We start from the raw sequence: 22,313 nt of genomic DNA, 5'->3' as shown, positions 1-22,313 counted from the left end.
GCTGCCAATGGCGAGGTGTCTATCGTGGCTAGCGCGTTCCGCATCGTTTCCGATATTGCCGGTTGCGCTATGCCTTGGGTCAGCTTGCCGACATCGAAAGCCTGTCCCTGATCGAAACTCTCTAGACCTCTCTCATCCCTGGCACTGTTGGAGGTAGGATGCTGATCTGAAACATGCGTACCGTCTTCTTCCGCGTCTGTGTCTACCTCTTCGGGAAGGTCAGGCGAAAAACCATAATCCATAGAATAAGGATACACGAAGATGTCACCGAAGTAGGAGACCAACTCCCAAGAGCTCTTCTCTAGTGTCGCATTGGATGATGACAGGGTTCGCTAATTCAAGAGAATCTGTCGGCCACCTGAGAGGATGTTGAGGTAAGTACGAAGTAAGGTATCCTGACTTGTCTAGTTCGCTGGATCAATAGAGCAGTTGTGCACTGGACGAGGACGGCTCTTGGAGTGCGCTTACGCTGATGAGGCAAGCTCACAGTCTGGATCAGCGATCGGAGTGGTCAGCCACACCCAAGATCATGAATGCACTTTACGTGTACGAAACGATGACAGACAACGGCTGACATCCACCCGCAACGGATGTGCTGATCGATGTTCCGTCGCAGCGCACAGCAATGATCGAGCATTGCTGACAGCGGATGACAGCGATGGATCATTACTCCACGGGTTCAGGGGGCTACCCCCTTGAAGCGTCCCCACTTTACCCCCACAAATCAACGGCAAACGTCCACTGCTACAGCCATGTAACAAGTCCTCGCCTACGCGCTCCGTCCCAGCGCACGCCAAGGACTGACCAACGACGACAGACGACGCGAAGGACCGTCCCCTAATCTCTAGGTCGCAGGTTCGAATCCTGCCGGGGGCGCCTAGCCAGTTAGCCGTTTGACCTGTGACGGGAAACCTGGTCTTCAACGTCGCTTGATCGTGCTCATCTGCCGCGCGGGGCAGACATGGGACTTTCGTGTTGCGAGTTCCCACCAGCTTCGCGTCCCGCCCCTCAGTGCCCACCAGCGTTGCGACGAGGAGTAACACCCACTTGAGTGGACCGCTGGGACAGCGTGATCGCGCGGTCGAGCACCTCGAATCGTTCGAGGCGGCGCCGCTACCAGCGAGATTGCCAGCTTCGGACGCGCCAGGTCCGACGCCGCTTACCGTCCGCGCGGCCAGAGCCCACGTGATCGCACCCAGTTCAATACCAACGACCACGCCTCGTGTGAAGCGAAGCAGCAACGTTCGCGACTCCGACAGAATTCGTCCCGCTGCACAGCGGTGACAGCGCACGAAAAACGCAGCGGCCTTCGGAGGACAGCTCGGAGCCAGCGTGTTCTCGTCGTTGGAGCACCCACTGATCGTGGCTGTCGGATTGGTCTATCCAGCGCTATCGCTAGCATTCGGTGGCCTCGTGTCGGCCATCGCCAATACCGAGTTCGGGATGGCGTTGCGCAGCGCGGACCAGTCGAAGCCGAGTGGACGACTACTGCGGCTCGTCGTTCCTCGTATCCATACGACGCCAAAAACCCCGTTGTGGGCCGAAAACTCGTGTGACCGCCCTGGGGATGCCCTATCGTGTGGGCGTGTCAGCGTTACCGTTCCCGGATCCACCGCTCTCCGACGACGTCGTGGCACTGCGCTCCTGGACCACCTCCGACGCGCGGCAGTGGTTCGACGGCTTCTCCGACGAGTTGTGCCTGCACTTCTCCTGGCCGCTCGTGGAACCGTTCACGATCGCACACGTGCAGCAGGACATGGTGGAGCACGAGAAAATGCGGCTCCGCGGTGAGGCGATCAACTTCGCCGTGGTCGAGGCCACCGAGCACGATCTCGTCCTGGGAGGCGCCTCGATCTACGAAGTCGCCCTCGACCAGGGACGTGCGGCGGCCGGTTACTGGCTCGCACCCCACGCACGAGGGCGCGGCCTGGCCACGCGGACACTACGACTCTTGGCACGTTGGGTGTTCGACCACCTGGAGCTGGAGCGCCTGGAACTGACCTGCGCTCCCGACAACATCGCCTCCCAGCGGGTGGCCGAGCGGTGCGGCTTCACACGTGAAGGAGTGTTGCGGTCGCGCATCCGCTTTCAGGGCGGACGGCGTGACAGCGTGGTGTTCAGTCTGTTGGCCGATGAACCGCGCTAGGTGGGAAACAACCGGTTTTCCGTCGTGCGGCGAACTTTCCAACGTCAAACGGTGTCCAGAACCGCCCCCGGCCCCCGGACGCACCCGCCGCACCGCTGCCGCCGGTAGTCGCTCAGCGCTCGGTCACATCGACCGCATCCGAACGATCGCCGCGTGGTGCACGGGCGGCGGTGACAGCCAGACCCCCGCAGCACAGGCCGAGTACCGCCAACGGCACGAGCACGGAGAGCACCGGAACCACTTCCGTAATCCCGAAGACGACGGACAGCGTCGCGTGTTCCAGCAGGAACAGCGCACCGACCACCGCCAGCGCTGCCGACCAAGAGTTCGGAACACGCCCCGGGGAACGAAGTCGTACGACCAGAGTGAACACGGCGACGACGAGCAGGCCACAGACCTGCGGCCCCGCCACCACCACGGGCGGAACGAGCCATCCCAGCAGTACGAGAATCAAGGCGGCGAGAACCCCGGTCGGCAACGCGAGCAACCACGGTTTCCGCGCGGGCTCGGGCGCGTCGCGGTGGAAGCCGAGGAACACGCACCCGACGGGCAACCAGATGCCGAATCCCGTGATCACACTGGTGAGGAGCATGGCCGGGGTGTTGTCCGTGGGAATCACCGAGAGCAGCGAGGGCAGCAGCGCCACCCCCGAACAGAGCATGCCCGCACGGCGCTTCCCCAGCACCAGCAAGAGATACGCGGGAACCCACAACAGGCCGGGCAGCAAGCTCAGGAAGATGTACCCACCGGACGGGAACAGCAGCGTGGTGGGGTCCGCGAACGCCGTGCCACCCCGAAGCTGGACGCGCACCAGACTGCCCACGGAAACGAGTGCCAGCACGGCGCGCACGAGCAGTCCGAGCAGCGCGATGGTGCGAACGGTGTCGCCCCGCGGACGGGCCGCGCTCGGGGCTCCGACACCACCGAAGCGGGTTCGGACCGCGAGCCCCGCCACGGCGAGGAACTCGCGCCAGTCGGGCCAGCCGTACTCCCCGCGCAGGTCCTCGTCCCAGCCGTCCCCGTCGCCCCAGTCGTCCTGCTCCCCGTCCACTCCCCCGCTGTGCTTCGCCGCGTCGGCGAGCAGGAAGACGTCCACCATCTCCTCCTCGCGGTCGGCGCGGTACCAGCTCGGCAGCAGCCGCAGCAGACGTCGGTAGCGCTGTTCCAGCCGCGTCATGCCGTGCCACCCGATTCCGGCAGCAGTCCCCGGGTCCGCAACCGCTCGGTGGCCGCCCGCACGACCTCGGAGCGGCGAGCGGTCTCACCGGCCAATGTGGTCAGTCCGTTGTCGGTGATGCGGTAGTACCGGCGCAACCGGCCGTTGTGGACCTGCTCGCTGTCGAGCTCCACGAGGCCGTCGCTACACAACCGGTCGATCACCCCGTAGAGGGTGCCCACCCGCAGCACGACCCGCTGTTGGGAGAGCTCGCTCACCGCACGCACGATTCCGTAGCCGTGCAGGGCACCGTCGGCCAGCACGGTCAGCATCAGGAACGACTGCTCGGACATGGCTCGCCGTGTCATGTGAACATGATATATCGTAAACCGATATATAACGAGCGGTGAGAGTCAGTATCCGTCGAACGGAGGACAGAACCTTCATGTGAGTTCCCGAACCGGCAAGCATCGATCCGAAGCACGTCGAGTGCGACGACGGAAAACCGACCCACCTGCCGCGCTTACACTCGTGGTGGACACACCGTCGGGGCAGGTTTCGGGGACCACGGCATGAGCACGAGACACACGGTGATCGACTCACCGGTCGGCGAGCTGACCGTCGTGGCCGAGGGCGAGCACCTGGTCGGACTGCACTTCGAGGGCCGCGAACACGAGAACCCGGCGGCGACGCTCGGCCCCCGCGCCGACGGGGACTTTCGACGCACCAGGGAACAACTCGCCGAGTACTTCGCGGGCGAACGCACCCGGTTCGATCTTCCGCTGGCATTGCACGGCGACGAGTTCGAGCAGCGGGTGTGGGAGCTGATCGCCGGGATCGGTTACGGCGAGACGCGCAGCTACGGCGAACTGGCCCGCGAACTCGGCAATCCCGGCCTGTCCCGGGCCGTGGGGACCGCGACCGGACGCAACCCGCTGGCTGTGATCGTGCCCTGCCATCGCGTGGTCGGCGCCGACGGCAGCCTGACCGGCTTCGGCGGCGGGCTGGACCGCAAGCGCTTTCTGCTGCGTTTGGAGGAGCCACCTCCCGAAGAGGCGGGCAGGCTGTTCTGACGGGACTGCTGTTCCGCAGGATCTCGGCGAGATCGCGTGATCAGGGCTGCACCGTCCTCATGGGACTCCCCGACCCCTTCACTCGAGGAGCCGCACCGAGCTGACGTCGGCGACCCGGCGGTAGCCCAGCCGCTCGTAGACGTCGATCGCCCGAGCGTTGGCCACGGTCACACCCAGCGCGACCTCGCCGAACTCGTCGAGCAGCGCACGGGTCATCGCCGCCGTCAGGTCGCTTCCCAAGCCGCGACCGCCGTGGGCGGGATCGACGGTGATCTTGGCGAGGAAACCGACACCGTTGATGCTCCGGTCGGCCCCGCAGGCGACGAGCCGGTCACCGTCGCGGATGCCGAACCACCGGCGGATGCCCGAGGCGTGCGGGTTCGCCGAGGTGGCCGGATGCCCCTCCCGCAGCAGTCGCTCGATCGACCCGCTCTCCTCGTTCGACAGCACTTCGACCGCCGCCTCGCCGCGCCGCCACTCGGGCGCGTCTTCGGCCGCGAGGAAGTACCAGTCCTCCAGTCGGGAGACGGGCAGCCGCTCGTCTTCGTCATCACCGGTCAGCAGCGGCAGCCGAACGGATTCGACCGAGTCGAGCAGTCCCACTTCCCGTAGTTCGGCGAGCAGGTCGAGGGCCGCGTGCGGCCGACCACGCAGTGAGAGCGAACCGGGCTGCCACGGAACGCGGGTGAACCAGGCGACCGCCTCGTCGGTGGCGTAACCGACCGTTTCCTCTGCCACGGTCATGCGGGTGTAGGTGTCGGCACCGGCCACGGTGAGCAGTTCGGCTGCTCCGGTGAGGTGGCGGACCGTCGCCGCGGACGATGTCATGCCGACGATCCTGACAGAGCCGCACGGCCGCGGTGCGAGCGTGTCCGAAAGGCGCCGGAAGTTCCGGAAGCTGCGTGGGGAGACCGGTTGCTCACTGCGCGCCGCGCCCGCTCGCCCACCGGTAGCGGTGCTCGGGTCTGCCCGCCGAGCCGTACCGCAGGTGCAGCGTGATCCTGCCGGTGGTGGCGAAGTGGTCGAGGTAGCGCCTGGCGCTTACCCGGGACAGTCCCGCGTTGTTGGCGACCTCGGAGGCGGACAGGTCGGTCTCGGCCGAGCGCAGCGTGTCGAGCACGAGGCGCGCGGTGACCGCGGAAAGCCCCTTGGGCAGCTCCTCGGGAACGGTGTGCTGGGGTTCGGCGGCGCGCAGCTTGCCGTAGACCCGGTCCACATCGGCCTGCTCCGCCTCGTCGACCGAGTCGAGTTCGTGCTGGGCCTCCGCGTAGCCGTTCAGCCGTTCCCGCAGCTCCCGGAACGGGAAGGGCTTGAGCAGGTAGTGCACCGCACCGCCCTGCATGGCGGCCTTGACCGTCTCCACGTCCCGCACCGCGGTGATCACCAGGACGTCGAGCGGGTGGGCGTTGCCCCGCAGCCGCTGCAACACCCGCACCCCGGATTCGTCCGGCAGGTACAGGTCCAGCAGCACCAGGTCCGGTAGCAACCGTTCGCTCATGGTCAGTGCCTCGTGGGCGGTGTGTGCCACGCCCGCCGCCTCGAATCCGGCCATGCTCTCGACGAGTTTGCGGTGGTTGTCCGCGACCCGGACGTCGTCGTCGACCACGAGAACTCGGATCATCTGGGCCTCCACTGGGACGACTGGGGGCCGGCCCGGGTCGGCCGCGGTTGGTTCTCGGGCGTTCCGTCGGGTTTCCCCGTTCCGGCGACCTCGCCCACCACGGGCAGCAGCGCGGTGAAGACCGCGCCGTCGTCGTTGTCGGCGCGCACCCAACCTCCCCGGTTTCGGCAGGTCTGTCGGACCAGGGCCAGCCCCAGCCCGCCGGTGCCGCCCTGCTGGGCCACCTTGGTGGTGAAACCCGCGCGGAACACCTCCTCGGCCAGTTCGGGGGCGATGCCCGCGCCGGAGTCGCCGACCTCGATGCGGGTGACCGCGGCCCCGTCGGCTTCCTCCGACGACAACGACACCCGTACTCGTCCGGAGCCCGCCAGTGACTCCAACGCGTTGTCGATGAGGTTGCCCACCACCAGTATCAGGTCGTCCCTGGCCGTGGTGGAGGGCAGGGCGTCAAGGTCGGTGTCGGTGCCGAGCACGAACTCCGCGCCCCGCTCGGCGGCGGCGGCCGATTTCGCCAGCAGCAGGGCGGCGACGGCGGCGTCACGTACGCGGGTGGTGAGGTCCTCGGTGAAGCGCCCGTGGGAGGCGCTGAGCTCGTCGACGAAACTGCGCGCCTGCTCGTACTCGCCGAGTTCGAGCAGGCCGGAAATGGTGTGGATGCGGTTGGAGAACTCGTGCGCCTGGGCCCGGAGCGCGTCGGTGGTGGTCCGCGCCCCGTCGAGTTCCCGGGCGAGCTGGTCGAGCTGGGTGCGGTCGCGCAGCGTGACCACCGAGCCGCCCTCGGTGCTGTCCAGTCGGACCGGCATCCGGTTCAGCGCCAGCACCCTGCCCCGCCGCAGCACGATCTGATCGGTGCCGTCGGCCTGCCCAGCCAGCACCTCGTGCAACCGCTCCGGCAGTTCGAGCTCCTCGAGGTATCGGCCCTCGGCGTCCGAAGGCAGCCCGAGCAACCGGTGTGCCTCGTCGTTGACCAGGGTGATCCTCCCGGAGGGATCGAAGGCGACCACACCTTCCTTGAGGGCGTGCAGCATGGCCATCCGGTGTTCGACCAGGCTGCCGATCTCGTCGGCCGCCATACCGAAGGTCATCCGGCGCATCCTGCGGAACACGAGGTAGGTGCCGAGCCCGCCCAGCACCACCAGGGTCAGCACGGTTCCCAGCAGTTCGGGAAGGCTCTGCGAGACCTCCTCGCTGACCGTCGAGACGGGCACGCCGACGGAAACGACGCCGATCACCGCCCCCGACTCGTCGAGCACCGGCACCTTGGCACGCATGGAACGGCCGGTGGTGCCGGTCTGGATCCCGGTCCAGACGTTGCCCGCCAGCGCCGGGGCGGCGTCGGTGGACAGCCGGTGGCCGATGCGCTCGGGCTCGGGGTGCGAGTAGCGGATCTGCTGCCTGTTCGCGACGACGATGAAGGAGGCGCCGGTGGCCCGGCGGATTCGTTCGGCGAGCGGAGCGATGGTGCTCTCGGGGTGCGGATCGTCGAAGGCGTCGCGCACCGTGTGCAGCGTGGCGACCGACTCGGCGATGGCCAGCACGCGCTGTGCGTACTGCTCGTCGAGCTCAGCGCGGGTGTTGCGCCACCAGAACAGCCCGCTGGCCACGAGCGCGAGCACGACCAGCACCAGCTGCAGCGCGAAGAACTGGCCCGCCAGCGGCCAGCGGCGCGCGGACCTGCGGGTGCGCGTGGTGTTGCCCTCGGCGATGACGTCCACCCCTCCGGCTGTCGACGACCGTACGACGGTAACGGCAGCGCAGCGCGACGGGAAACCACGGCGGGACGTGGCCCGGAACTGCGGTGGACCCGTGACCACAACGACCATTACTGCGTTTATGAACACCACATTTCCACCGAACGGGTGTGACCCACACCCTGTGATCCACGACTCGTAACGTGCTGTTCATCTCGCGGTGTCGCGCCGCCGAGATCGCGGTGCACCTTCGCCGCGGGCGCTTCCGGCCACGACGAACCGGGGACAGCGGGGCGCGGAGTCGACGTGAAAGATCCGGACTTCGCAGGGAAGAAACCATGACGGGACGACTGATCCTGCGCCTGACCGCCGCGGTCCTGGGCGTGGTCCTCGTGGGGGCGGGCCTGGCCGACGCCCACACGAAGGCCTCCGGTGGAAAAGATCCCCGGGAGAAGCTGCAGCTGATGGCCCCCGCCGACCCGGGCGGGGGCTGGGACACCGTGGCCAGGGAGATCCAGAGCTCGGTGGACGCCCACGGCCTCTCGCACGCCACCGAGGTTCTCAACGTGCCCGGCGCCGGCGGCACCATCGGGCTCTCCCGGCTGGCGAACCAGTCCGGCAAGGGCAACAAGCTGATGATGAGCGGTGCGGTGATGACCGGCGCCATCCAGACCACCGACTCGGCCACGACGCTGGACGACGTCACCCCGATCGCGCGGCTGGCCGACGACTACGAGGTCGTCGTGGTGCCGAAGAACTCGCCGTTCCGCACGGTGGAGGACCTCATGTCGGCCTGGCGGGCCGACCCGCGCTCGGTCGCCGTCGGCGGCGGCTCGGCCGGCGGAACGGACCACCTGTTCGCGGGGATGCTGCTGCGCGCCGCCGGGGTGGATACCTCCGAACTCAACTACATCGCCTACGCGGGCGGCGGTGAGGTCGTCACGGGGTTGCTCGACGGCGGACTCGACGTGGGGGTCTCCAGCTACGCGGAGTTCGCCGGGCAGATCGAGGCGGGCAAGCTGCGTGCGCTCGGGGTCTCCTCCCAAAGCCCGCTGGAAGGGGTCGACATTCCGACGTTCGTCGAACAGGGCGTGGACGCCTCGTTGGCCAACTGGCGCGGAGTCGTCGCCCCGCCGGGACTGTCGGATGCCCAGCGCGCGGAGCTGGAAAAGATCGTCACAACGGTGCACGGCAGCGAGCAGTGGCAGGACGCGGTGGAACGCAACGGTTGGAAGGACACCTTCCAGACCGGTGAGGAGTTCCGGTCCTTCCTGGAGTCCGAGACGGCGCGCATCAAGCGAATCAGCGAGGAGCTGGGCCTGTCATGACCACATTCGTGCAACGAACCGCCTCGCGGCGGGACGGCGAGAGCGCTTCCGGTTCGTTCTGGACCGGGCGCAGTGAACTGTTCGTGGGCGTGCTGGTCGGCGCGATCGGCGGTTTCCTGCTGCTGCGTACCACGATGATGGACGTGCCCTCCTCGGTCAGCTTCCTCGGTCCCCGGTTCTTCCCGGCGGTGATCGGCGCGCTGCTGGTCGTGCTGGGTGTGTCGCTGGCCGTGCGGGTGGCGCTGCCCGGGCATCGCTCCACCGTGCCGGAGGAGCAGTCCGAAATGGAAGCCGATGCGAGCGGAGCGGGTAGTGACTGGAAACCGTTGCTGCTGACCGCCGGAACCCTGGTGGCGCATCTGGCGCTGCTGCGAACCGCCGGATGGATCGTGGCGGGAGCCCTGCTGTTCTGGGGTGTCTCCTGCGCACTGGGCAGCAAGCACAAACTGCGTGACCTGGGGATATCGGTGATCGTTTCGTCCGCCGTGCAACTGGCCTTCTCGACCGGGCTGGGTCTGTCGCTGCCCTCCGGGCTGCTGCTGGAGGTGCTGTGATGGAAACGCTGTCGCTGCTGCTCGACGGGTTCGGCTCGGCGCTGACCCCTGTCAACCTGCTGCTGTGCCTGGCGGGTGTGGTGCTGGGAACGGTCGTGGGTGTGCTGCCGGGACTCGGCACCGCCATGGCGATCGCCCTGCTGGTGCCGGTCACGTTCCAGCTGGACCCCACCGGCGCCTTCATCATGTTCGCCGGGGTCTACTTCGGAGGCCAGTTCGGTGGGGCGACCACCGCGATCCTGTTGAACACCCCGGGGCAGAGCTCCTCGATGGCCACGGCGTTCGAGGGCTTTCCGATGGCCAGGAGCCGCAGGGCCCCGCAGGCGCTGGCCACGGCCGTGCTGGGTTCGTTTCTGGCCAGCATCGTGGCCGTGACGCTCGTGGTGTTCTTCTCGCCGCTGATGGTCGACCTCGCGGTCGGATTCGGTCCTCCCGAGTACTTCGCGCTGACCGTGCTGGCCTTCCTGGCGACCTCGGCCGTCGTGGCCGGCGACGTGCTGCGCGGCCTGAGCGGCCTCGGGCTCGGGCTGGCCCTGGCGATGGTGGGCATCGACGAGCAGAGCGGCGCGGTCCGGTTCACGCTGGGCAGCCCGCGGCTGCTGGACGGGATCAGCATCATCGTGGTGACGGTGGGGCTGCTGGCGATCGGTGAGGTGCTGTACGTGGCCTCCCGCGCGCGGCGGAAACCCGCCACCGAGACGGTCGCCTCGGGCAGGCCGTGGCTGAGCAAACGGGACCTGGGCAGATCCTGGCGGCCGTGGCTGCGTGGCACCGCGCTGGGTATCCCGTTCGGCGTGATCCCCGCGGGTGGCGCGGAGATACCGACGTTCCTGTCCTACGGCACCGAGAAAACACTGTCCCGCAGGCGTGGCGACGACGAGTTCGGCCGGGGCGCCATCGAGGGCGTGGCAGGCCCGGAGGCGGCCAACAACGCGACCACGGCCACTTCGCTGGTGCCGCTGCTGGGGCTGGGACTGCCCACCTCGGCCACCGCGGCGATCATGCTCGGCGCCTTCCAGCAGTACGGGATGCGTCCCGGGCCGCTGCTGTTCACCCAGGAGGCCGACCTGGTGTGGGCGCTGCTGGCCAGCCTGTTCATCGGCAGCCTCATGCTGCTGTTGCTGAACCTGCCGTTCGCGCCGGTGTGGGCGAAGCTGCTGCGGATCCCGCGCAACTATCTGTACGCCGGGATCGTCGTGTTCGCCACCCTCGGGGTGTACACCGCGAGGTCCTCGCTGTTCGACGTGCTGCTGCTCTACGTGGTGGGGGCGCTCGGTTTCATGCTGCGCCGCTACGGCTTCCCGGTGGCACCGGTGCTGATCGGCGTGATCCTGGGGCCACTGGCGGAGACCTCGCTGCGGCGGGCGATGGCGATGAGCCAGGGAGACGTGGGAGTGCTGTTCGCCAGCCCCTTCGCCGTGGGGATCTACTCGATCCTGCTGGTGGCAGTGGTCGGATCCACCGTGCTGCGGGTGCGGCGCGCGCGGGCGGCCTGACGAGGGCTTTCGGGAGGTGCGTTTCCGGAACACTGCCCCGGAAACGCACCTCCCGGTTCACGAACGAAACCATTGCCTGCCGGGGCAGCGGATCAGCACAACAGTTCGGCCTCCACTGCCGGTGTGAGACCGGATTTGCGCGGGCGATGCAGTCCGCGTGCCCGTTCCTCGGCCAACGCTGCCCGCACAGTGTCGGCCAGTGGCCTGGTCACCAATCCGTCGGCCGCTGCCGGTGCGGGGTCGTGCGTGACGACGCCGTAGTGCGAACTCGGCGCCCACAGCGGCAGTGAGCGCGGCCCCTCCCAGTGCGCTATTCCCGCCTCCAGCAGTTTCCCCGGCGTGACCGGCACCTGCTCGACATCGGCGGTTCCGGCGAGCTCCGCGATCTCGCCCAGCACGGAGTCGAGCGTGCGGATCGGTCCGACGGCGTCGTGGGTGCCGGTGATCCCCCGCTCCCCCGCATTCACGACCCACTCGGCCAGATCGCGCACGTCGAGGTGCTGGATCGGTTGTTCCGGAACGTCCGGGACGACCACTCGCCCGCCCCGCGCGAAGCGGGCGGGCCAGTAACCGAACCGATCCATGTTGTCACCGGGACCGGTGATCAGTCCCGGACGCACCACCAGGGCCCGGTCCCCGACGGCCTCGCGCACGGCGTTCTCCGAGGCGACTTTTATGCCGCCATAGATTTCCGGGGTGAGTTGCCCTCCGGTCGACCGCCGGGGCTCGGTGACCGGTTCCAGCAGCGCGCCCTCGGTCGTCTGGTACTGCGTCGCGGTGTCGGCATAAACATTGATCGTAGAGACGAAGGTCCAGTGACCGGCGGTTTCGGCCAGTGCCCGCAGTGCGTCCCGCACCCAGCCGAGATCGTGGGTGGCGACGTCGATCACGGCGTCGAAACCTCTCCCCGCGAGTCGCTCGATCTCACCGGGCGCATCACGATCCACCGGAAGCAGGGTGGCGCCGGGAGGCGCCGCTCCAGAGGTTCCCCGAGCCGCACAGCTGACTTCGTGGCCCCGCCGAACCGCTTCAGCCGCGATCGCGTGGGAGACGAACACCGTTCCACCGAGCACGAGAATCCGCATGTGTCCAACATGGCCCACGGGCTCCGATTTCTCCAGATGAATCGCTTCCGGCGAAAACCAGCAGCTCGGACTCGCCTGTCGCGGAGTAGGTTGAAGCTGTGACATCGCGGTTGGTGGTACTCGGCAGTTGCGGTGCTTGGCCGGAACCGGGCCGGGCCTGCAGCGGTTTCCTGCTGGAACACGCGGGTTTCCGCGTGGTGCTGGACCTGGGCTACGGAACACTGCCCGGGTTGTTGCGGCTGCTGGGAAACACGACAGCGTCCGGTGTGGACGCTTTGATCGTCACCCACCGGCACCCGGACCACATGGTCGATGTGCACGGTCTGTTCCGCGCCCGCTGGTTCGGCGAGCGCGACGGTGCGGCGATACCGCTGTACGCGGCCGAGGGAGTGTGGGAACGGCTGTGCGAGTTCGAGGAAGGTTACACCGAACCGCTGAGCCGGGTATTCGAACCACATCCGCTCCCCGCCGAGAAGTATTCGGTGGGGCCTTTCCGCCTCGAATCCAGGAGCCTGCCCCACTTCGTCCCCAACGCGGGGGTTCGCCTGAGCTGTGACGAGTTCGTGCTCGCTTACACGGGCGATACCGGCCCCTCGACGGATCTCGCCGCGCTCGCGCGGGAGGCGGACCTCCTCATCGCGGAAGCGACCGACCGTCACCAGCACGAAGGTGTCCCGCCGACGGACACCGCCGTGCGGCACGATCTGACGTCCGCGGAGGCGGGGCGGATCGCCGGGGAGGCCGCGGCGCGAAAGCTGCTGCTGAGCCACTTCTGGCCGGGCAACGACCGGGAGAGGTCCCGTAGGGAGGCGGCCGAGTGCTTCTCCGGCGATGTAGTGCTCGCGGACGAGGAGCTGGAGATCACGCTCCCCTAAGGCGGCGCGTCAACAGGACGGTTTTTCGGCGCCGGAACGTCGAACTCGGCGCGTCCCGCGCTCCGACTCCTCCGGAAGGACGAAGCCGGTGGTCCGTCCGATGCGGAATTCACCACGGACGGCCTCTCGAAATCATCGGTTCTTCACCGCGGTATTGACCGGTGTTGACCCTCGCTTGGCACGCTGCTGAGGTCCACTCACTCCAGCACGTGAGGAGAACGACCGTGCGACGGTTACTGATCGCGTTGACCACCGCGTTATCCACGGGAACACTGCTGCTCGCCTCGGCGGGAACCGCCGCCGCCTATCCACCCGACCCGCCCGGCGAATCCACCGCCCGGCAGCAGCTCGCCGAGCTCACGGTGAGTGCCGAGGGCTCCATGAGCGGCTACGACCGGGACAGGTTCCCGCACTGGTCGAGCCAGTCGGGCAACTGTGACACCCGGGAGACCGTGCTGCGACGGGACGGCAGCGGCGTCTCCGTCGGCTCGGACTGCTACCCGGACTCGGGGAGCTGGTACAGCGTCTACGACCAGCGGTGGGTGAGCGACCCCAGCGAGGTGCACATCGACCACGTGGTCCCGCTCGCCGAGTCCTGGCGCTCCGGCACCTCGAGCTGGAGCGACGCGGAACGCGAGAACTTCGCCAACGACCTGAACAGCCAGCAGCTGATCGCGGTGTCCGGCACCTCCAACATGAGCAAGAGCGACGCCGACCCGGCGGCGTGGCAGCCCTCCAACACCGGCTACCACTGCGTGTACGCGCGCAGCTGGATCAACGTGAAGCACGTCTGGGGCCTGAGTGTCGACTCGGCCGAGCAGAACGCGCTGTCGAACATGCTCGACGACTGCTGATCGAAGTTCGCCGGTCGGCCCGACTGTTCCGGCTCCGGCAAGACCCGAGCCGCTCGGTCGGCACGAGAGGAGAAGCTCAGCGAGGTAACGGCCGGAACCGTCGGGCGCCCCGGCCCGGCGGTTCCGGCCGCTCGACGAACTCCGGTCAGTCCCACTCCAGCGCCGCTCCGGACTGGTACTCGGTCACCCGCGTCTCGAAGAAGTTCTTCTCCTTCTTGAGGTCGACGGCCTCCGACATCCAGGGGAACGGGTTCTCGGTCTCGTCGAAGACCGGTTCCAGGCCGAGCTGGGAGCAGCGGCGGTTGGTGATGAAACGCATGTACTCGGTGCACAGTTCGGCGCTGAGCCCGAGCATGCCTCGCGGCATGGTCTCGCGGCCGTAGGCCACCTCGAGCTCGCAGGCCTCGCGCAGCATCGTACGCACTTCCTCCTGGAACTCCGGGGTCCACAGCCACGGATTCTCCAGCTTGATCCGGTTGATGCAGTCGATCCCGAAGTTGAGGTGGATCGACTCGTCCCGGAGGATGTACTGGTACTGCTCGGCGATGCCGACCATCTTGTTCCTGCGCCCCAGCGACAGGATCTGCGCGAAGCCGGTGTAGAACCACATCCCCTCGAAGATCACGTAGAACGCCACCAGGTCGCGCAGAAAAGCCTGATCGGCCTCGGGCGTTCCGGTGGCGAAGTCGGGGTTCTCCAGGTTCCTGGTGTACCGCAGCGCCCACGAGTCCTTGTCCGAGATGGACGGAACCTCGCGGTACATGTTGAACAGCTCGCCCTCGTCGAGCCCCAGGCTCTCGCAGATGTACTGGAAGGTGTGGGTGTGCACCGCCTCCTCGAACGCCTGTCGGAGCAGGTACTGCCTGCACTCCGGATTGGTGATGTGCCGGTACACCGCCAGCACCACGTTGTTGGCGACCAGGGACTCGGCGGTGGCGAAGAAGCCGAGGTTGCGCTTGAGCATCAACCGCTCGTCGTCGGTGAGCCCGTCCGGGGACTTCCACAGCGCGATGTCGGCCTGCATGGACACCTCGGTGGGCATCCAGTGGTTGTTGCACCCGGCAAGGTACTTGTCCCAGGCCCAGCCGTACTTCAACGGCAGCAGCTGGTTGACGTCGGCGCGGGAGTTGATCATCGCTTTGTCGGCCGCGTCGACCCGGGAGCCGGAACGGTCGATCTCCCCGAGTCCGCTCGTGTCGGGGCTGACGGCGGTTTCCGGCACGTTCAGCGAGGTCATACTGGTTTCCGGTCCTCCTGTGCTTGATCGCGGCGGAGCTGTTCGGTCCGCTCGCGGGCCCGGCGTTCCAGCCGAGCGCTTCGGAACTTCTGGGGTGGCTGAGTGGTGTTTCCCGGACGGTCGTTTCCCGCCGCGTTCTCCGAAGGTCGTACTCCCGGAGCACGAGGTCACTGGCAGACCTCGCACTCGGTGTCCTCCACCGCGCAGGTCGCCGCGTCGGAGGATGTATCGGCGGGGAGCACGGTGGGCGAGACGGCGTTGAGCTTGCCGTCGGTGCCGCGCAGCGTGCTCTTCTCCACGTCCGAGGCGCTGCTGGAGCGCAGGTAGTAGGTGGTCTTGAGCCCTTTGCGCCACGCGTCGCGGTACTGCCGGTCGAGTTCGCGCCCGCTCGGCCGCGCCAGGTACAGGTTCAGCGACTGAGCCTGGTCGATCCACTTCTGCCTGCGAGCCGCCGCCTCGATGAGCCGGTCCGAACCGATCTCGAATGCCGTGGCGTAGAGCTCCTTGAGTTCCTCCGGTATCCGCTCGATCGGCCCCAGCGCACCGTCGTGGTACTTCAGGTCGGCCACCATGCGCCGGTCCCACAACCCCGCCCGTTTCAGGTCGGCGACCAGATAGGGGTTGACCACCGTGAAGTCACCGGACATGTTCGACTTGACGTAGAGGTTGCGGTAGAGCGGCTCGACGGACTGCCCGACGCCGCAGATGTTGGAGATCGTGGCGGTGGGGGCGATCGCCATCACGTTGGAGTTGCGCATTCCCCGCCGCCGCACCTTCTCCCGCAGCGACTGCCAGTCCAGCGTCGAGGAGGTCGACAGCTCCACGTCACCGTCGCGTTCGCGCCGCAGCAGTTCCAGCGAGTCCAGCGGCAGGATGCCCCGGCTCCACAGTGAGCCCTCGAACGATTCGTAGCGGCCGCGTTCGTGCGCCAGGTCCGAGGAGGCGGAGATCGCGTGGTAGCTGATCTCCTCCATGCTCCGGTCGGCGAACTCCACGGCCCGCTGTGAGGACATCGGGATGCGACGCTGGAACAGCGCGTCGGTCAGCCCCATTACCCCCAGGCCGACCGGCCGGTGCCGCGTGTTGGAGTCGCGCGCCTCCGGAATCGTGTAGAGGTTGATGTCGATGACGTTGTCGAGCATGCGCACGGCCGTCCGGGTGGTGCGTTCCAACCGCTCGCGATCGATGCCGTCGGCGGTGACGTGGTTGGCGAGGTTGATCGACCCCAGATTGCACACCGCGACCTCGTCCCGGTCGGTGTTGAGCGTGATCTCGGTGCACAGGTTGGAGGAGTGCACCACACCGGCGTGCTGCTGCGGGGAGCGCAGGTTGCAGGGATCCTTGAAGGTGATCCACGGGTGGCCGGTCTCGAACAGCATGGTCAGCATCCGGCGCCACAGGTCCACCGCCCCCACCTTGCGGTGGACCTTCAGCTCACCGCGTTCGGCGGCGCGTTCGTACTCGCGGTAGCGCTCGGCGAACTCCGTGCCGTAGAGGTCGTGCAGTTCACCGACCTCGTCGGGGGAGAACAACGTCCAGGTGCCGTCGGCCTCGACCCGCCGGAGGAACTCGTCCGGAACCCAGTTCGCGGTGTTCATGTCGTGGGTGCGCCTGCGGTCGTCACCGGTGTTCTTGCGCAGGTCGAGGAACTCCTCGATGTCGATGTGCCAGGTCTCCAGATAGGCGCACACCGCTCCCTTGCGCTTGCCACCCTGGTTGACCGCCACTGCGGTGTCGTTGGCGATCTTGAGGAACGGCACCACGCCCTGGGACTGCCCGTTGGTGCCGTTGATGTGGGCACCGATGCCGCGTACCGGCGTCCAGTCGTTGCCCAGTCCTCCGGCGTACTTGGACAGCTTGGCGTTGTTGCCGATCGAGTGAAAGATGTGCCGCAGGTCGTCGTCGACGGTGGTCAGGAAGCAGGACGACAGCTGGGGACGAGTGGTTCCCGCGTTGAACAGGGTCGGGGTGGAGCACATGAAGTCCATCGCCGAGAGCAGCTCGTAGAACTCCACGGCGCGACGGCCGCGATCGTGCTCCTCCAGCGCCAGGCCCATGGCCACCCGCATGAAGAACGCCTGCGGCAGCTCGTAACGCGCTCCCCCGGCGTGCAGCAGGTAGCGATCGTAAAGGGTGCGCAGCCCGAGGAAGTCGAACAGCGTGTCGCGCTCCGGGCGCAGCGCGGCGCCGAGCTGTTCGAGGTCGAACTCGCCGAGCCGCGGATCGAGCCGGCCGATCTCGATGCCGTGCCGCACGTAGCGGGCGAAGTAGTCCGGATAGTGGTGCCGCATCTCTTCCTGGTCGGCCTCCCGCTGCTGCCCCGCCAGGAAGCTGAGGGCTTCACGACGCAGGTCGTCCAGCAACAGCCGGGCGGTGACCAGCGAGTAGTTCGGTTCGGCTTCGACGAGCGTGCGGGCGGCCATGATCAGCGCGCTCGCCAACTCGTCGGGTGAGATGCCGTCGTAGAGATTGCGCCGCACCTCGCGCAGCACGTGTTCGGCGGACACGTCGGCCAGCCCGGCACAGGCCTGTTCCACCACTGTGGCCACCCTGTCCCAGTTCAGTGGTTCCGATTCCCCGGTCGGGCCGCTGAGACGGATGTCGGGGGCGGCGGAAGACACGACAGCGTCGGACGCTCGAGTCACGGTGCACTCTCCTCGCGAGTTCGAACCGATGCCCGGACCGGGCGGGAACACACGAGGTCCGCGGGACACGGCACCGAATTGCGGCACGCGTCCGGCCGAGTTCGCGCGGACCCTCCCTCGAGGCCGCGGACGGCGCGCACGGGCGTGCGCGCATCGACGGCAGGTCTTCGGACTCACGGGCTTCCGGCGGCTCGACCGCCGGTCCTGATAACCGTCGCTTCCCGGACCAGTGGCGTCCAGTGCGTTACCCACCCTGGGGTGGCACGGCGTTCGTTCCCGTTTACCGCTGCGGGGCAGTCCCGGACTCGCACCGGGTTCCCTGTTGGCACACCGAATCGTTCGAAATCGGTGAACCGTCGACATCAACACACTACATGTTGATCTTTTGGATCTACACGACCCCCACATGGGTTGCCGAACTTCAACTGCCCGGCTACCGGGAGGCGGAAGCACGCACCACGGGCGATGCTGGCACGGCCTTGAGATGAAAGGAACGGCCCCCGGTCTACTGCTGTGGCCCGGATTCGGAAGGCGTAACGTTGCCCGTATTCTCGGCAACTCGAACGTGGCAGTACTCCGGAGGAAGCGGGATGGACCAGTACGAGGATTCGCGGGAATCGGTTCCGTTCAGCTCGTTCGCTCCGCCTCCGGAGGAAGCGCAGACGGACATACCGAACGCGGCCCGGATGTACGACTACTACCTGGGCGGATCCACCAACTTCGCGGCCGACCGTGAGGCGGCCGAGGCCGGATCGGCCGCGATGCCGCACGCTCGCGAGTACGCGCGGGCCAACCGGGCCTTCCTGGGACGCGCGGTCGCGTACCTGTCGGCGCAGGGGATCGACCAGTTCCTGGACCTGGGCTCGGGCATTCCGACCGTCGGCAACGTGCACGAAGTGGCCCGGCCGCTCGATCCGACGGCCCGGGTGGCCTACGTCGATCACGAACCGGTGGCGGTGGCACACGCACAGCGGCTACTAGCCGGACACTCCAACGTGACGATCACGCTCGCCGATGTCCGGGATCCCCAGGCGGTATTCACCGCTCCCGGGGTGGCCGGCCTGCTGGACTTCAGTCGCCCCGTGGGAGTGCTGGCGGTCGCGGTGCTGCCGTTCGTACCGGAACAGCGGACCGCACTGGAAGTGATCGCCGCCTACCGTGAGGCGTGTGTGGCGGGAAGCTATCTGGTGCTCTCGCACATCTCCGCGATATCGGCCACCGAACGGCAGGTCGCCGACGCCGAGGAGGTCATGGCCCGCACGCCGACACCCGTGAGATGGCGTCCGCCGCACGAGATAACCGAACTGATGCAGGGCTACGAGCTGGTGGATCCCGGACTCGTACCGCTGCCTAGCTGGCACCCCCAGGACGCGGTCGCCCACGAGGAGATAGAGGTCTCGAACGCGTACGGAGCGGTGGGACGTCTGACACGCTGAAGACAGGCTCGCCAGGCCGCGAGACGAGAGCCCAGAGCTGAGACAGGAGACGTCGGCACTCTCAGAAACGGTGCTGACTCGGCACCGGAACGGGGTAACCGAACCTGAGCAACGCGTGCGGGGGTCCCGGCAGTCCGAGCCGGTCCCGGAGTCCCGCACGCACCTCGGTGAGGTTGAGCGGTTGCGTGATGACCGAGGCCACCAGCCCCAGGCTGGTGGCGGTGAGCCAGGCGAACTGCATGGCTTCACCGGTACGGAAGTGCGCGGCGGGTTCGTCGGTGGCGGTGGTCAGCACCATGATCGACTCGTTCGCCATCCACTCGGCGAGCTGCCGTTCGTCGGGAAGCCTGCTGCTCGAACCGACGAGGCCTACGGCGGCCACTCCCTCGGTGCCGAGATCCTCGGAGGCGATGCCGCCTCCCGGGTCCACCCCGCCCTGTCCGGACGTCAGCCACATGGCCAGTTCCCGCTGGTAGTGGCGGTCCTTGCGGTGCACTCGGGCCGCGTAGCCCAGGATCTCGGCAAGGGTCCTCGCCTCCTCGATCCCGGTTATCCAGCGGGCGTGGACGTCGGAGGAGTTCCCCGCAGCCAGTAACGCCTCCCGCGCCACGTGGGGGAGCTGCTGTTCGTGGAACGGCCTGCGATAGCTGGTGCGCCTAGTGATCGCGCGGAAGCGCTGCCCCTCGGCGACCGAGGGCTGTTGCCGATGCGTGGCCCTGACGGTGGCGACCAGCAGGGGATCGTCGGATTCGCTCTCCTCCGGTCCTCGGCGTACCAGGGCGGCCCAGCCGAGCTCGCGCACCGCGAGGAACAGGTTGGTCACCGCGGCGCCGCAGGAGAGCCGCCGGTCCCTGCCTTCCGGGTCGTGCTGTTCAAGCGCTACGTCGGGGCGCTCGCGCAGCAAAGCCGTGCGGTCACTCGCCGTCAGCTCCCAGGGCTGGGTGTTGTGCACTGAGGGGGCCCGGGCGACCGCATCCTCCAGGCCGCGGACCTCTTCGGGTGACCAGCCCTGTTCGGTTGTGGAAGTACCGGCTCGCCGCCGGTGCGGTCTGAGCCAACTCATGGTCGACCCCCTGCGACACGAGTGTGCGCGCTCGGCGCGGTAGCGCGATCGATCGGCACCGGTAGCGGTCGAAGTGCCTGGCGGGATCAGCGAGCGCGGAAGGGCCGGATATCGAAATCCCGGGACTTACTATCCCGCCGTGACGGGGAAGACGCAGCGCGGTTACCGGGCACGGGCGGAATTCGACGGATATATGCCCGCGGAAACGCGTGGGCACCCGGGGCATCGCGCTCAGCACCGGCGAGAACCGACACGACCGCACTCCCTCGCACCGCGGCGGAGGAGGATCCCCGCGGAGGAGTAATCAGCCGAGCACGGGCAGCCCGATCGCGGCGTCGACGGCCAGGGCCAGGAACAGCACGCTGAGATAGCTGTTCGACAGGTGGAACAGCCGCATCGGGTTGACACCGCGACCACGGCGCACCCCCTGGTGCAGCCGCTGCGCCATCACCAGGAACGCAGCACCGATCACCACGGCGCAGCCGACGTAGATCCAGCTGGTGACCGGGATCAGCAGCAGCGTGCTCGCCACGGTGGCCCAGGTATAGACCAGGATGCGCGCCGAGACCTGCCGCGGGGTGGCCACCACGGGAAGCATCGGCACGCCCGCCCGTTCGTAGTCCGCGCGGTACTTCATCGCCAGCGACCAGAAATGCGGGGGTGTCCAGAGGAAAACCACGGCGAACATCACCACCGCGGGCCACTCCACGGTTCCGGAGACGGCCGCCCAACCGACCAGGACCGGCATGCAACCAGCGGCGCCGCCCCAGACGATGTTCTGCGAGGTGCGCCGTTTGAGCACCAGCGTGTAGATGAAGACGTAGAACAACGTGGCGGACAGCGCGAGTGCCGCCGCCAACAGGTTCGCCCCGGCCCACAACACGGCGAACGATGCCACGCTCAGCACGACCCCGAACACCAGGGCGTGAGTGCGTGGCACGCGGTAGCTGACCAACGGGCGGGACTTGGTGCGGTCCATGACCGCGTCGATGTCCGAGTCGGCGACGCAGTTGAGCGTGTTCGCACTGCCCGCGGCCATGGCTCCACCAACCAGGGTGACCAGCACGAGCAGCAACGAGGGGATACCGCGTTCGGCCAGGAACATGGCCGGAATCGTGGTGATCAGCAGCAGCTCTATGACGCGCGGCTTGGTCAGTGCCAAATAGGCGCTGAGCACTCCGCGCGCTCCGGCGCGGCCGGCGGGCCTGTCGTCGTTCCCGGCGGACCTCTCGTCGTCCCCGGTGGATCGTGTCGCGGTCGTCATGGCTGCGCCGACCCGGTCTGCTGGGTTGTCCCGGCCGCGGGACCGTACTTTGCTGTGCTCCACACGCGGAACCACTGAACCACCTTGTGCTCGGCGAAGAAGGCACCGAAGGGAATCGTTCCGGCCAACAGGACCAGGATCATGGGGCCGATGGGGACCCGCAACAGCCGAGTGATCAACAGTGCCAACACCAGATAGACCATGTACAGCCAACCGTGGGCGATTCCGATGACGGTGGTGGCGGTCTCGCCGACGTGCTGCACGTCGGTGCCGCTCGGCCAGCCGTACTTGCCCACCATTGCCACGCACAGCGCGATCAGCAGCACGGCCGTCACATACGCCATGACCCGGTAACCGGTCAGCAGAACACTCGGCTTCACGACAACTCCCTCAATCCCGCCTCGTGCCTCCACCACGACCCCGGCGGCGATGTCCGTCCCGTTCGTGGGCCGATGGATCGACTGCCGTCCGTGGCACGCGGATGAGGCGGGCCACCGTGGCTGCCCGTCGTTGAAGACCGTACGCCACGGCTCATAGCTACTTGCGACTACCTGACACCGACAGTGGTCTCGGCCACGTCGAGCGGGAACGACGGGACTCCGAACAGTCCGGTTTCACGCGAGAGACGGGGATCCCCACCAGGGCGGGTCACCGCGAGTGTTCCGGACGACTCCGCAGCGCAGCCACCCCGTGAGCGACCACCCGACGTGCCGTGCAGTCACCGACGAGCGGCCAACCAGGATGGCAGTCTCCAGCTAACGGTCCTCGCGGAGTCGGTACGCCTCGGCG

At 67.5% G+C, this 22,313-nt stretch carries 20 protein-coding genes and 1 riboswitch; of the genes, 8 read left to right on the top strand and 12 right to left on the bottom strand.

The window, feature by feature from the left end:
* A partial coding sequence (locus BLR41_RS23175) for a hypothetical protein (RefSeq protein ID WP_218120224.1) occupies nucleotides 1-284 on the bottom strand: 284 nt, incomplete at its 3' end.
* 1,301 nt (nucleotides 285-1,585) lie between these two features.
* Here BLR41_RS23175 and BLR41_RS18035 point away from each other — a divergent pair.
* Nucleotides 1,586-2,146, top strand: coding sequence for a GNAT family N-acetyltransferase (locus BLR41_RS18035; protein WP_092630428.1), 561 nt, complete (start codon nucleotides 1,586-1,588; stop codon nucleotides 2,144-2,146).
* 112 nt (nucleotides 2,147-2,258) lie between these two features.
* Here BLR41_RS18035 and BLR41_RS18030 read toward each other — a convergent pair whose 3' ends face one another.
* Together BLR41_RS18030 and BLR41_RS18025 are read right to left on the bottom strand one after the other, a co-directional pair.
* A complete protein-coding gene (locus BLR41_RS18030; protein WP_092630302.1) occupies nucleotides 2,259-3,323 on the bottom strand; it encodes a hypothetical protein in 1,065 nt (354 codons plus the stop codon).
* Nucleotides 3,320-3,670 carry a PadR family transcriptional regulator gene (locus BLR41_RS18025; RefSeq protein WP_218120223.1) on the bottom strand — a complete coding sequence of 117 codons (351 nt, stop codon included), beginning with the start codon at nucleotides 3,668-3,670 and terminating at the stop codon, nucleotides 3,320-3,322. The genes BLR41_RS18030 and BLR41_RS18025 overlap by 4 nt, the downstream gene beginning before the upstream one ends.
* A 204-nt stretch (nucleotides 3,671-3,874) precedes the next feature.
* Between BLR41_RS18025 and BLR41_RS18020 the strand changes: the two genes are divergently transcribed.
* Nucleotides 3,875-4,375: a methylated-DNA--[protein]-cysteine S-methyltransferase gene (locus BLR41_RS18020; protein ID WP_092630297.1), complete on the top strand. Its 501-nt coding sequence runs from the start codon at nucleotides 3,875-3,877 to the stop codon at nucleotides 4,373-4,375.
* Nucleotides 4,376-4,453: 78 nt separating this feature from the next.
* Here BLR41_RS18020 and BLR41_RS18015 read toward each other — a convergent pair whose 3' ends face one another.
* The 3 genes from BLR41_RS18015 to BLR41_RS18005 form a co-directional block, all read right to left on the bottom strand.
* Nucleotides 4,454-5,203, bottom strand: coding sequence for a GNAT family N-acetyltransferase (locus BLR41_RS18015; RefSeq protein ID WP_092630294.1), 750 nt, complete (start codon nucleotides 5,201-5,203; stop codon nucleotides 4,454-4,456).
* 91 nt (nucleotides 5,204-5,294) lie between these two features.
* Complete coding sequence (locus tag BLR41_RS18010) at nucleotides 5,295-5,996, bottom strand: response regulator (protein ID WP_092630291.1); 702 nt, start codon at nucleotides 5,994-5,996, stop codon at nucleotides 5,295-5,297.
* On the bottom strand, nucleotides 5,993-7,711 hold the full coding sequence (locus tag BLR41_RS18005; RefSeq protein WP_218120222.1) for an ATP-binding protein: 1,719 nt from the start codon (nucleotides 7,709-7,711) through the stop codon (nucleotides 5,993-5,995). The genes BLR41_RS18010 and BLR41_RS18005 overlap by 4 nt, the downstream gene beginning before the upstream one ends.
* A gap of 314 nt (nucleotides 7,712-8,025) precedes the next feature.
* Between BLR41_RS18005 and BLR41_RS18000 the strand changes: the two genes are divergently transcribed.
* From BLR41_RS18000 to BLR41_RS17990, 3 genes are read left to right on the top strand one after another with little or no spacing between them, the layout of a single operon-like run.
* Entirely contained in the window at nucleotides 8,026-9,015 is a 990-nt protein-coding gene (locus BLR41_RS18000) for a Bug family tripartite tricarboxylate transporter substrate binding protein (RefSeq protein WP_092630285.1), read from the top strand.
* Nucleotides 9,012-9,569 carry a tripartite tricarboxylate transporter TctB family protein gene (locus BLR41_RS17995; RefSeq protein ID WP_092630282.1) on the top strand — a complete coding sequence of 186 codons (558 nt, stop codon included), beginning with the start codon at nucleotides 9,012-9,014 and terminating at the stop codon, nucleotides 9,567-9,569. Before BLR41_RS18000 ends, BLR41_RS17995 begins: the two co-directional genes overlap by 4 nt.
* Nucleotides 9,569-11,065 carry a tripartite tricarboxylate transporter permease gene (locus BLR41_RS17990; RefSeq protein ID WP_092630279.1) on the top strand — a complete coding sequence of 499 codons (1,497 nt, stop codon included), beginning with the start codon at nucleotides 9,569-9,571 and terminating at the stop codon, nucleotides 11,063-11,065. The genes BLR41_RS17995 and BLR41_RS17990 overlap by 1 nt, the downstream gene beginning before the upstream one ends.
* A gap of 92 nt (nucleotides 11,066-11,157) precedes the next feature.
* On the opposite strand, the gene BLR41_RS17985 is transcribed toward BLR41_RS17990, so the two are convergent.
* Nucleotides 11,158-12,150, bottom strand: coding sequence for an NAD-dependent epimerase/dehydratase family protein (locus tag BLR41_RS17985; RefSeq protein WP_092630276.1), 993 nt, complete (start codon nucleotides 12,148-12,150; stop codon nucleotides 11,158-11,160).
* Nucleotides 12,151-12,248: 98 nt separating this feature from the next.
* On the opposite strand from BLR41_RS17985, the gene BLR41_RS17980 reads away from it, so the two are divergent.
* Both BLR41_RS17980 and BLR41_RS17975 read left to right on the top strand, forming a co-directional pair.
* On the top strand, nucleotides 12,249-13,025 hold the full coding sequence (locus tag BLR41_RS17980) for an MBL fold metallo-hydrolase (RefSeq protein WP_092630272.1): 777 nt from the start codon (nucleotides 12,249-12,251) through the stop codon (nucleotides 13,023-13,025).
* Nucleotides 13,026-13,249: 224 nt separating this feature from the next.
* Nucleotides 13,250-13,879 carry an HNH endonuclease family protein gene (locus BLR41_RS17975; protein WP_176798044.1) on the top strand — a complete coding sequence of 210 codons (630 nt, stop codon included), beginning with the start codon at nucleotides 13,250-13,252 and terminating at the stop codon, nucleotides 13,877-13,879.
* Between the two features lie 145 nt (nucleotides 13,880-14,024).
* On the opposite strand, the gene BLR41_RS17970 is transcribed toward BLR41_RS17975, so the two are convergent.
* Nucleotides 14,025-15,116 (bottom strand): ribonucleotide-diphosphate reductase subunit beta, encoded by a 1,092-nt coding sequence (locus BLR41_RS17970; protein WP_092630269.1) that lies wholly within the window; start codon nucleotides 15,114-15,116, stop codon nucleotides 14,025-14,027.
* Nucleotides 15,117-15,283: 167 nt separating this feature from the next.
* A complete protein-coding gene (locus tag BLR41_RS17965; RefSeq protein ID WP_218120221.1) occupies nucleotides 15,284-17,761 on the bottom strand; it encodes a ribonucleoside-diphosphate reductase subunit alpha in 2,478 nt (825 codons plus the stop codon).
* Between the two features lie 141 nt (nucleotides 17,762-17,902).
* Nucleotides 17,903-18,134: riboswitch (cobalamin riboswitch) on the bottom strand.
* Between the two features lie 217 nt (nucleotides 18,135-18,351).
* Between BLR41_RS17965 and BLR41_RS17960 the strand changes: the two genes are divergently transcribed.
* Entirely contained in the window at nucleotides 18,352-19,197 is an 846-nt protein-coding gene (locus BLR41_RS17960) for an SAM-dependent methyltransferase (protein WP_092630264.1), read from the top strand.
* A 61-nt stretch (nucleotides 19,198-19,258) separates the two neighbouring features.
* On the opposite strand, the gene BLR41_RS17955 is transcribed toward BLR41_RS17960, so the two are convergent.
* The 3 genes from BLR41_RS17955 to BLR41_RS17945 form a co-directional block, all read right to left on the bottom strand.
* Nucleotides 19,259-20,260 (bottom strand): Acg family FMN-binding oxidoreductase, encoded by a 1,002-nt coding sequence (locus BLR41_RS17955; protein WP_092630261.1) that lies wholly within the window; start codon nucleotides 20,258-20,260, stop codon nucleotides 19,259-19,261.
* 304 nt (nucleotides 20,261-20,564) lie between these two features.
* On the bottom strand, nucleotides 20,565-21,524 hold the full coding sequence (locus tag BLR41_RS17950; protein WP_092630258.1) for a heme o synthase: 960 nt from the start codon (nucleotides 21,522-21,524) through the stop codon (nucleotides 20,565-20,567).
* Entirely contained in the window at nucleotides 21,521-21,904 is a 384-nt protein-coding gene (locus tag BLR41_RS17945) for a DUF3817 domain-containing protein (protein ID WP_092630255.1), read from the bottom strand. Before BLR41_RS17945 ends, BLR41_RS17950 begins: the two co-directional genes overlap by 4 nt.
* Nucleotides 21,905-22,313: the final 409 nt, after the last annotated feature.

The organism is Actinopolyspora mzabensis, assembly GCF_900101095.1.
GTDB lineage: Bacteria > Actinomycetota > Actinomycetes > Mycobacteriales > Pseudonocardiaceae > Actinopolyspora > Actinopolyspora mzabensis.
Note: the sequence above shows the minus strand (reverse complement) of the source record. Positions and strands in the feature narration are given on the sequence as shown.

What these genes read in the sequence shown, in the direction of transcription:
- BLR41_RS18030 (WP_092630302.1), bottom strand. Translation starts at nt 3,323, where the DNA reads ATGACGCGGCTGGAACAGCGCTACCGACGTCTGCTGCGGCTGCTGCCG.
- BLR41_RS18025 (WP_218120223.1), bottom strand. Translation starts at nt 3,670, where the DNA reads ATGACACGGCGAGCCATGTCCGAGCAGTCGTTCCTGATGCTGACCGTG.
- BLR41_RS18020 (WP_092630297.1), top strand. Translation starts at nt 3,875, where the DNA reads ATGAGCACGAGACACACGGTGATCGACTCACCGGTCGGCGAGCTGACC.
- BLR41_RS18015 (WP_092630294.1), bottom strand. Translation starts at nt 5,203, where the DNA reads ATGACATCGTCCGCGGCGACGGTCCGCCACCTCACCGGAGCAGCCGAA.
- BLR41_RS18010 (WP_092630291.1), bottom strand. Translation starts at nt 5,996, where the DNA reads ATGATCCGAGTTCTCGTGGTCGACGACGACGTCCGGGTCGCGGACAAC.
- BLR41_RS18000 (WP_092630285.1), top strand. Translation starts at nt 8,026, where the DNA reads ATGACGGGACGACTGATCCTGCGCCTGACCGCCGCGGTCCTGGGCGTG.
- BLR41_RS17995 (WP_092630282.1), top strand. Translation starts at nt 9,012, where the DNA reads ATGACCACATTCGTGCAACGAACCGCCTCGCGGCGGGACGGCGAGAGC.
- BLR41_RS17990 (WP_092630279.1), top strand. Translation starts at nt 9,569, where the DNA reads ATGGAAACGCTGTCGCTGCTGCTCGACGGGTTCGGCTCGGCGCTGACC.
- BLR41_RS17985 (WP_092630276.1), bottom strand. Translation starts at nt 12,150, where the DNA reads ATGCGGATTCTCGTGCTCGGTGGAACGGTGTTCGTCTCCCACGCGATC.
- BLR41_RS17970 (WP_092630269.1), bottom strand. Translation starts at nt 15,116, where the DNA reads ATGACCTCGCTGAACGTGCCGGAAACCGCCGTCAGCCCCGACACGAGC.
- BLR41_RS17960 (WP_092630264.1), top strand. Translation starts at nt 18,352, where the DNA reads ATGGACCAGTACGAGGATTCGCGGGAATCGGTTCCGTTCAGCTCGTTC.
- BLR41_RS17955 (WP_092630261.1), bottom strand. Translation starts at nt 20,260, where the DNA reads ATGAGTTGGCTCAGACCGCACCGGCGGCGAGCCGGTACTTCCACAACC.
- BLR41_RS17950 (WP_092630258.1), bottom strand. Translation starts at nt 21,524, where the DNA reads ATGACGACCGCGACACGATCCACCGGGGACGACGAGAGGTCCGCCGGG.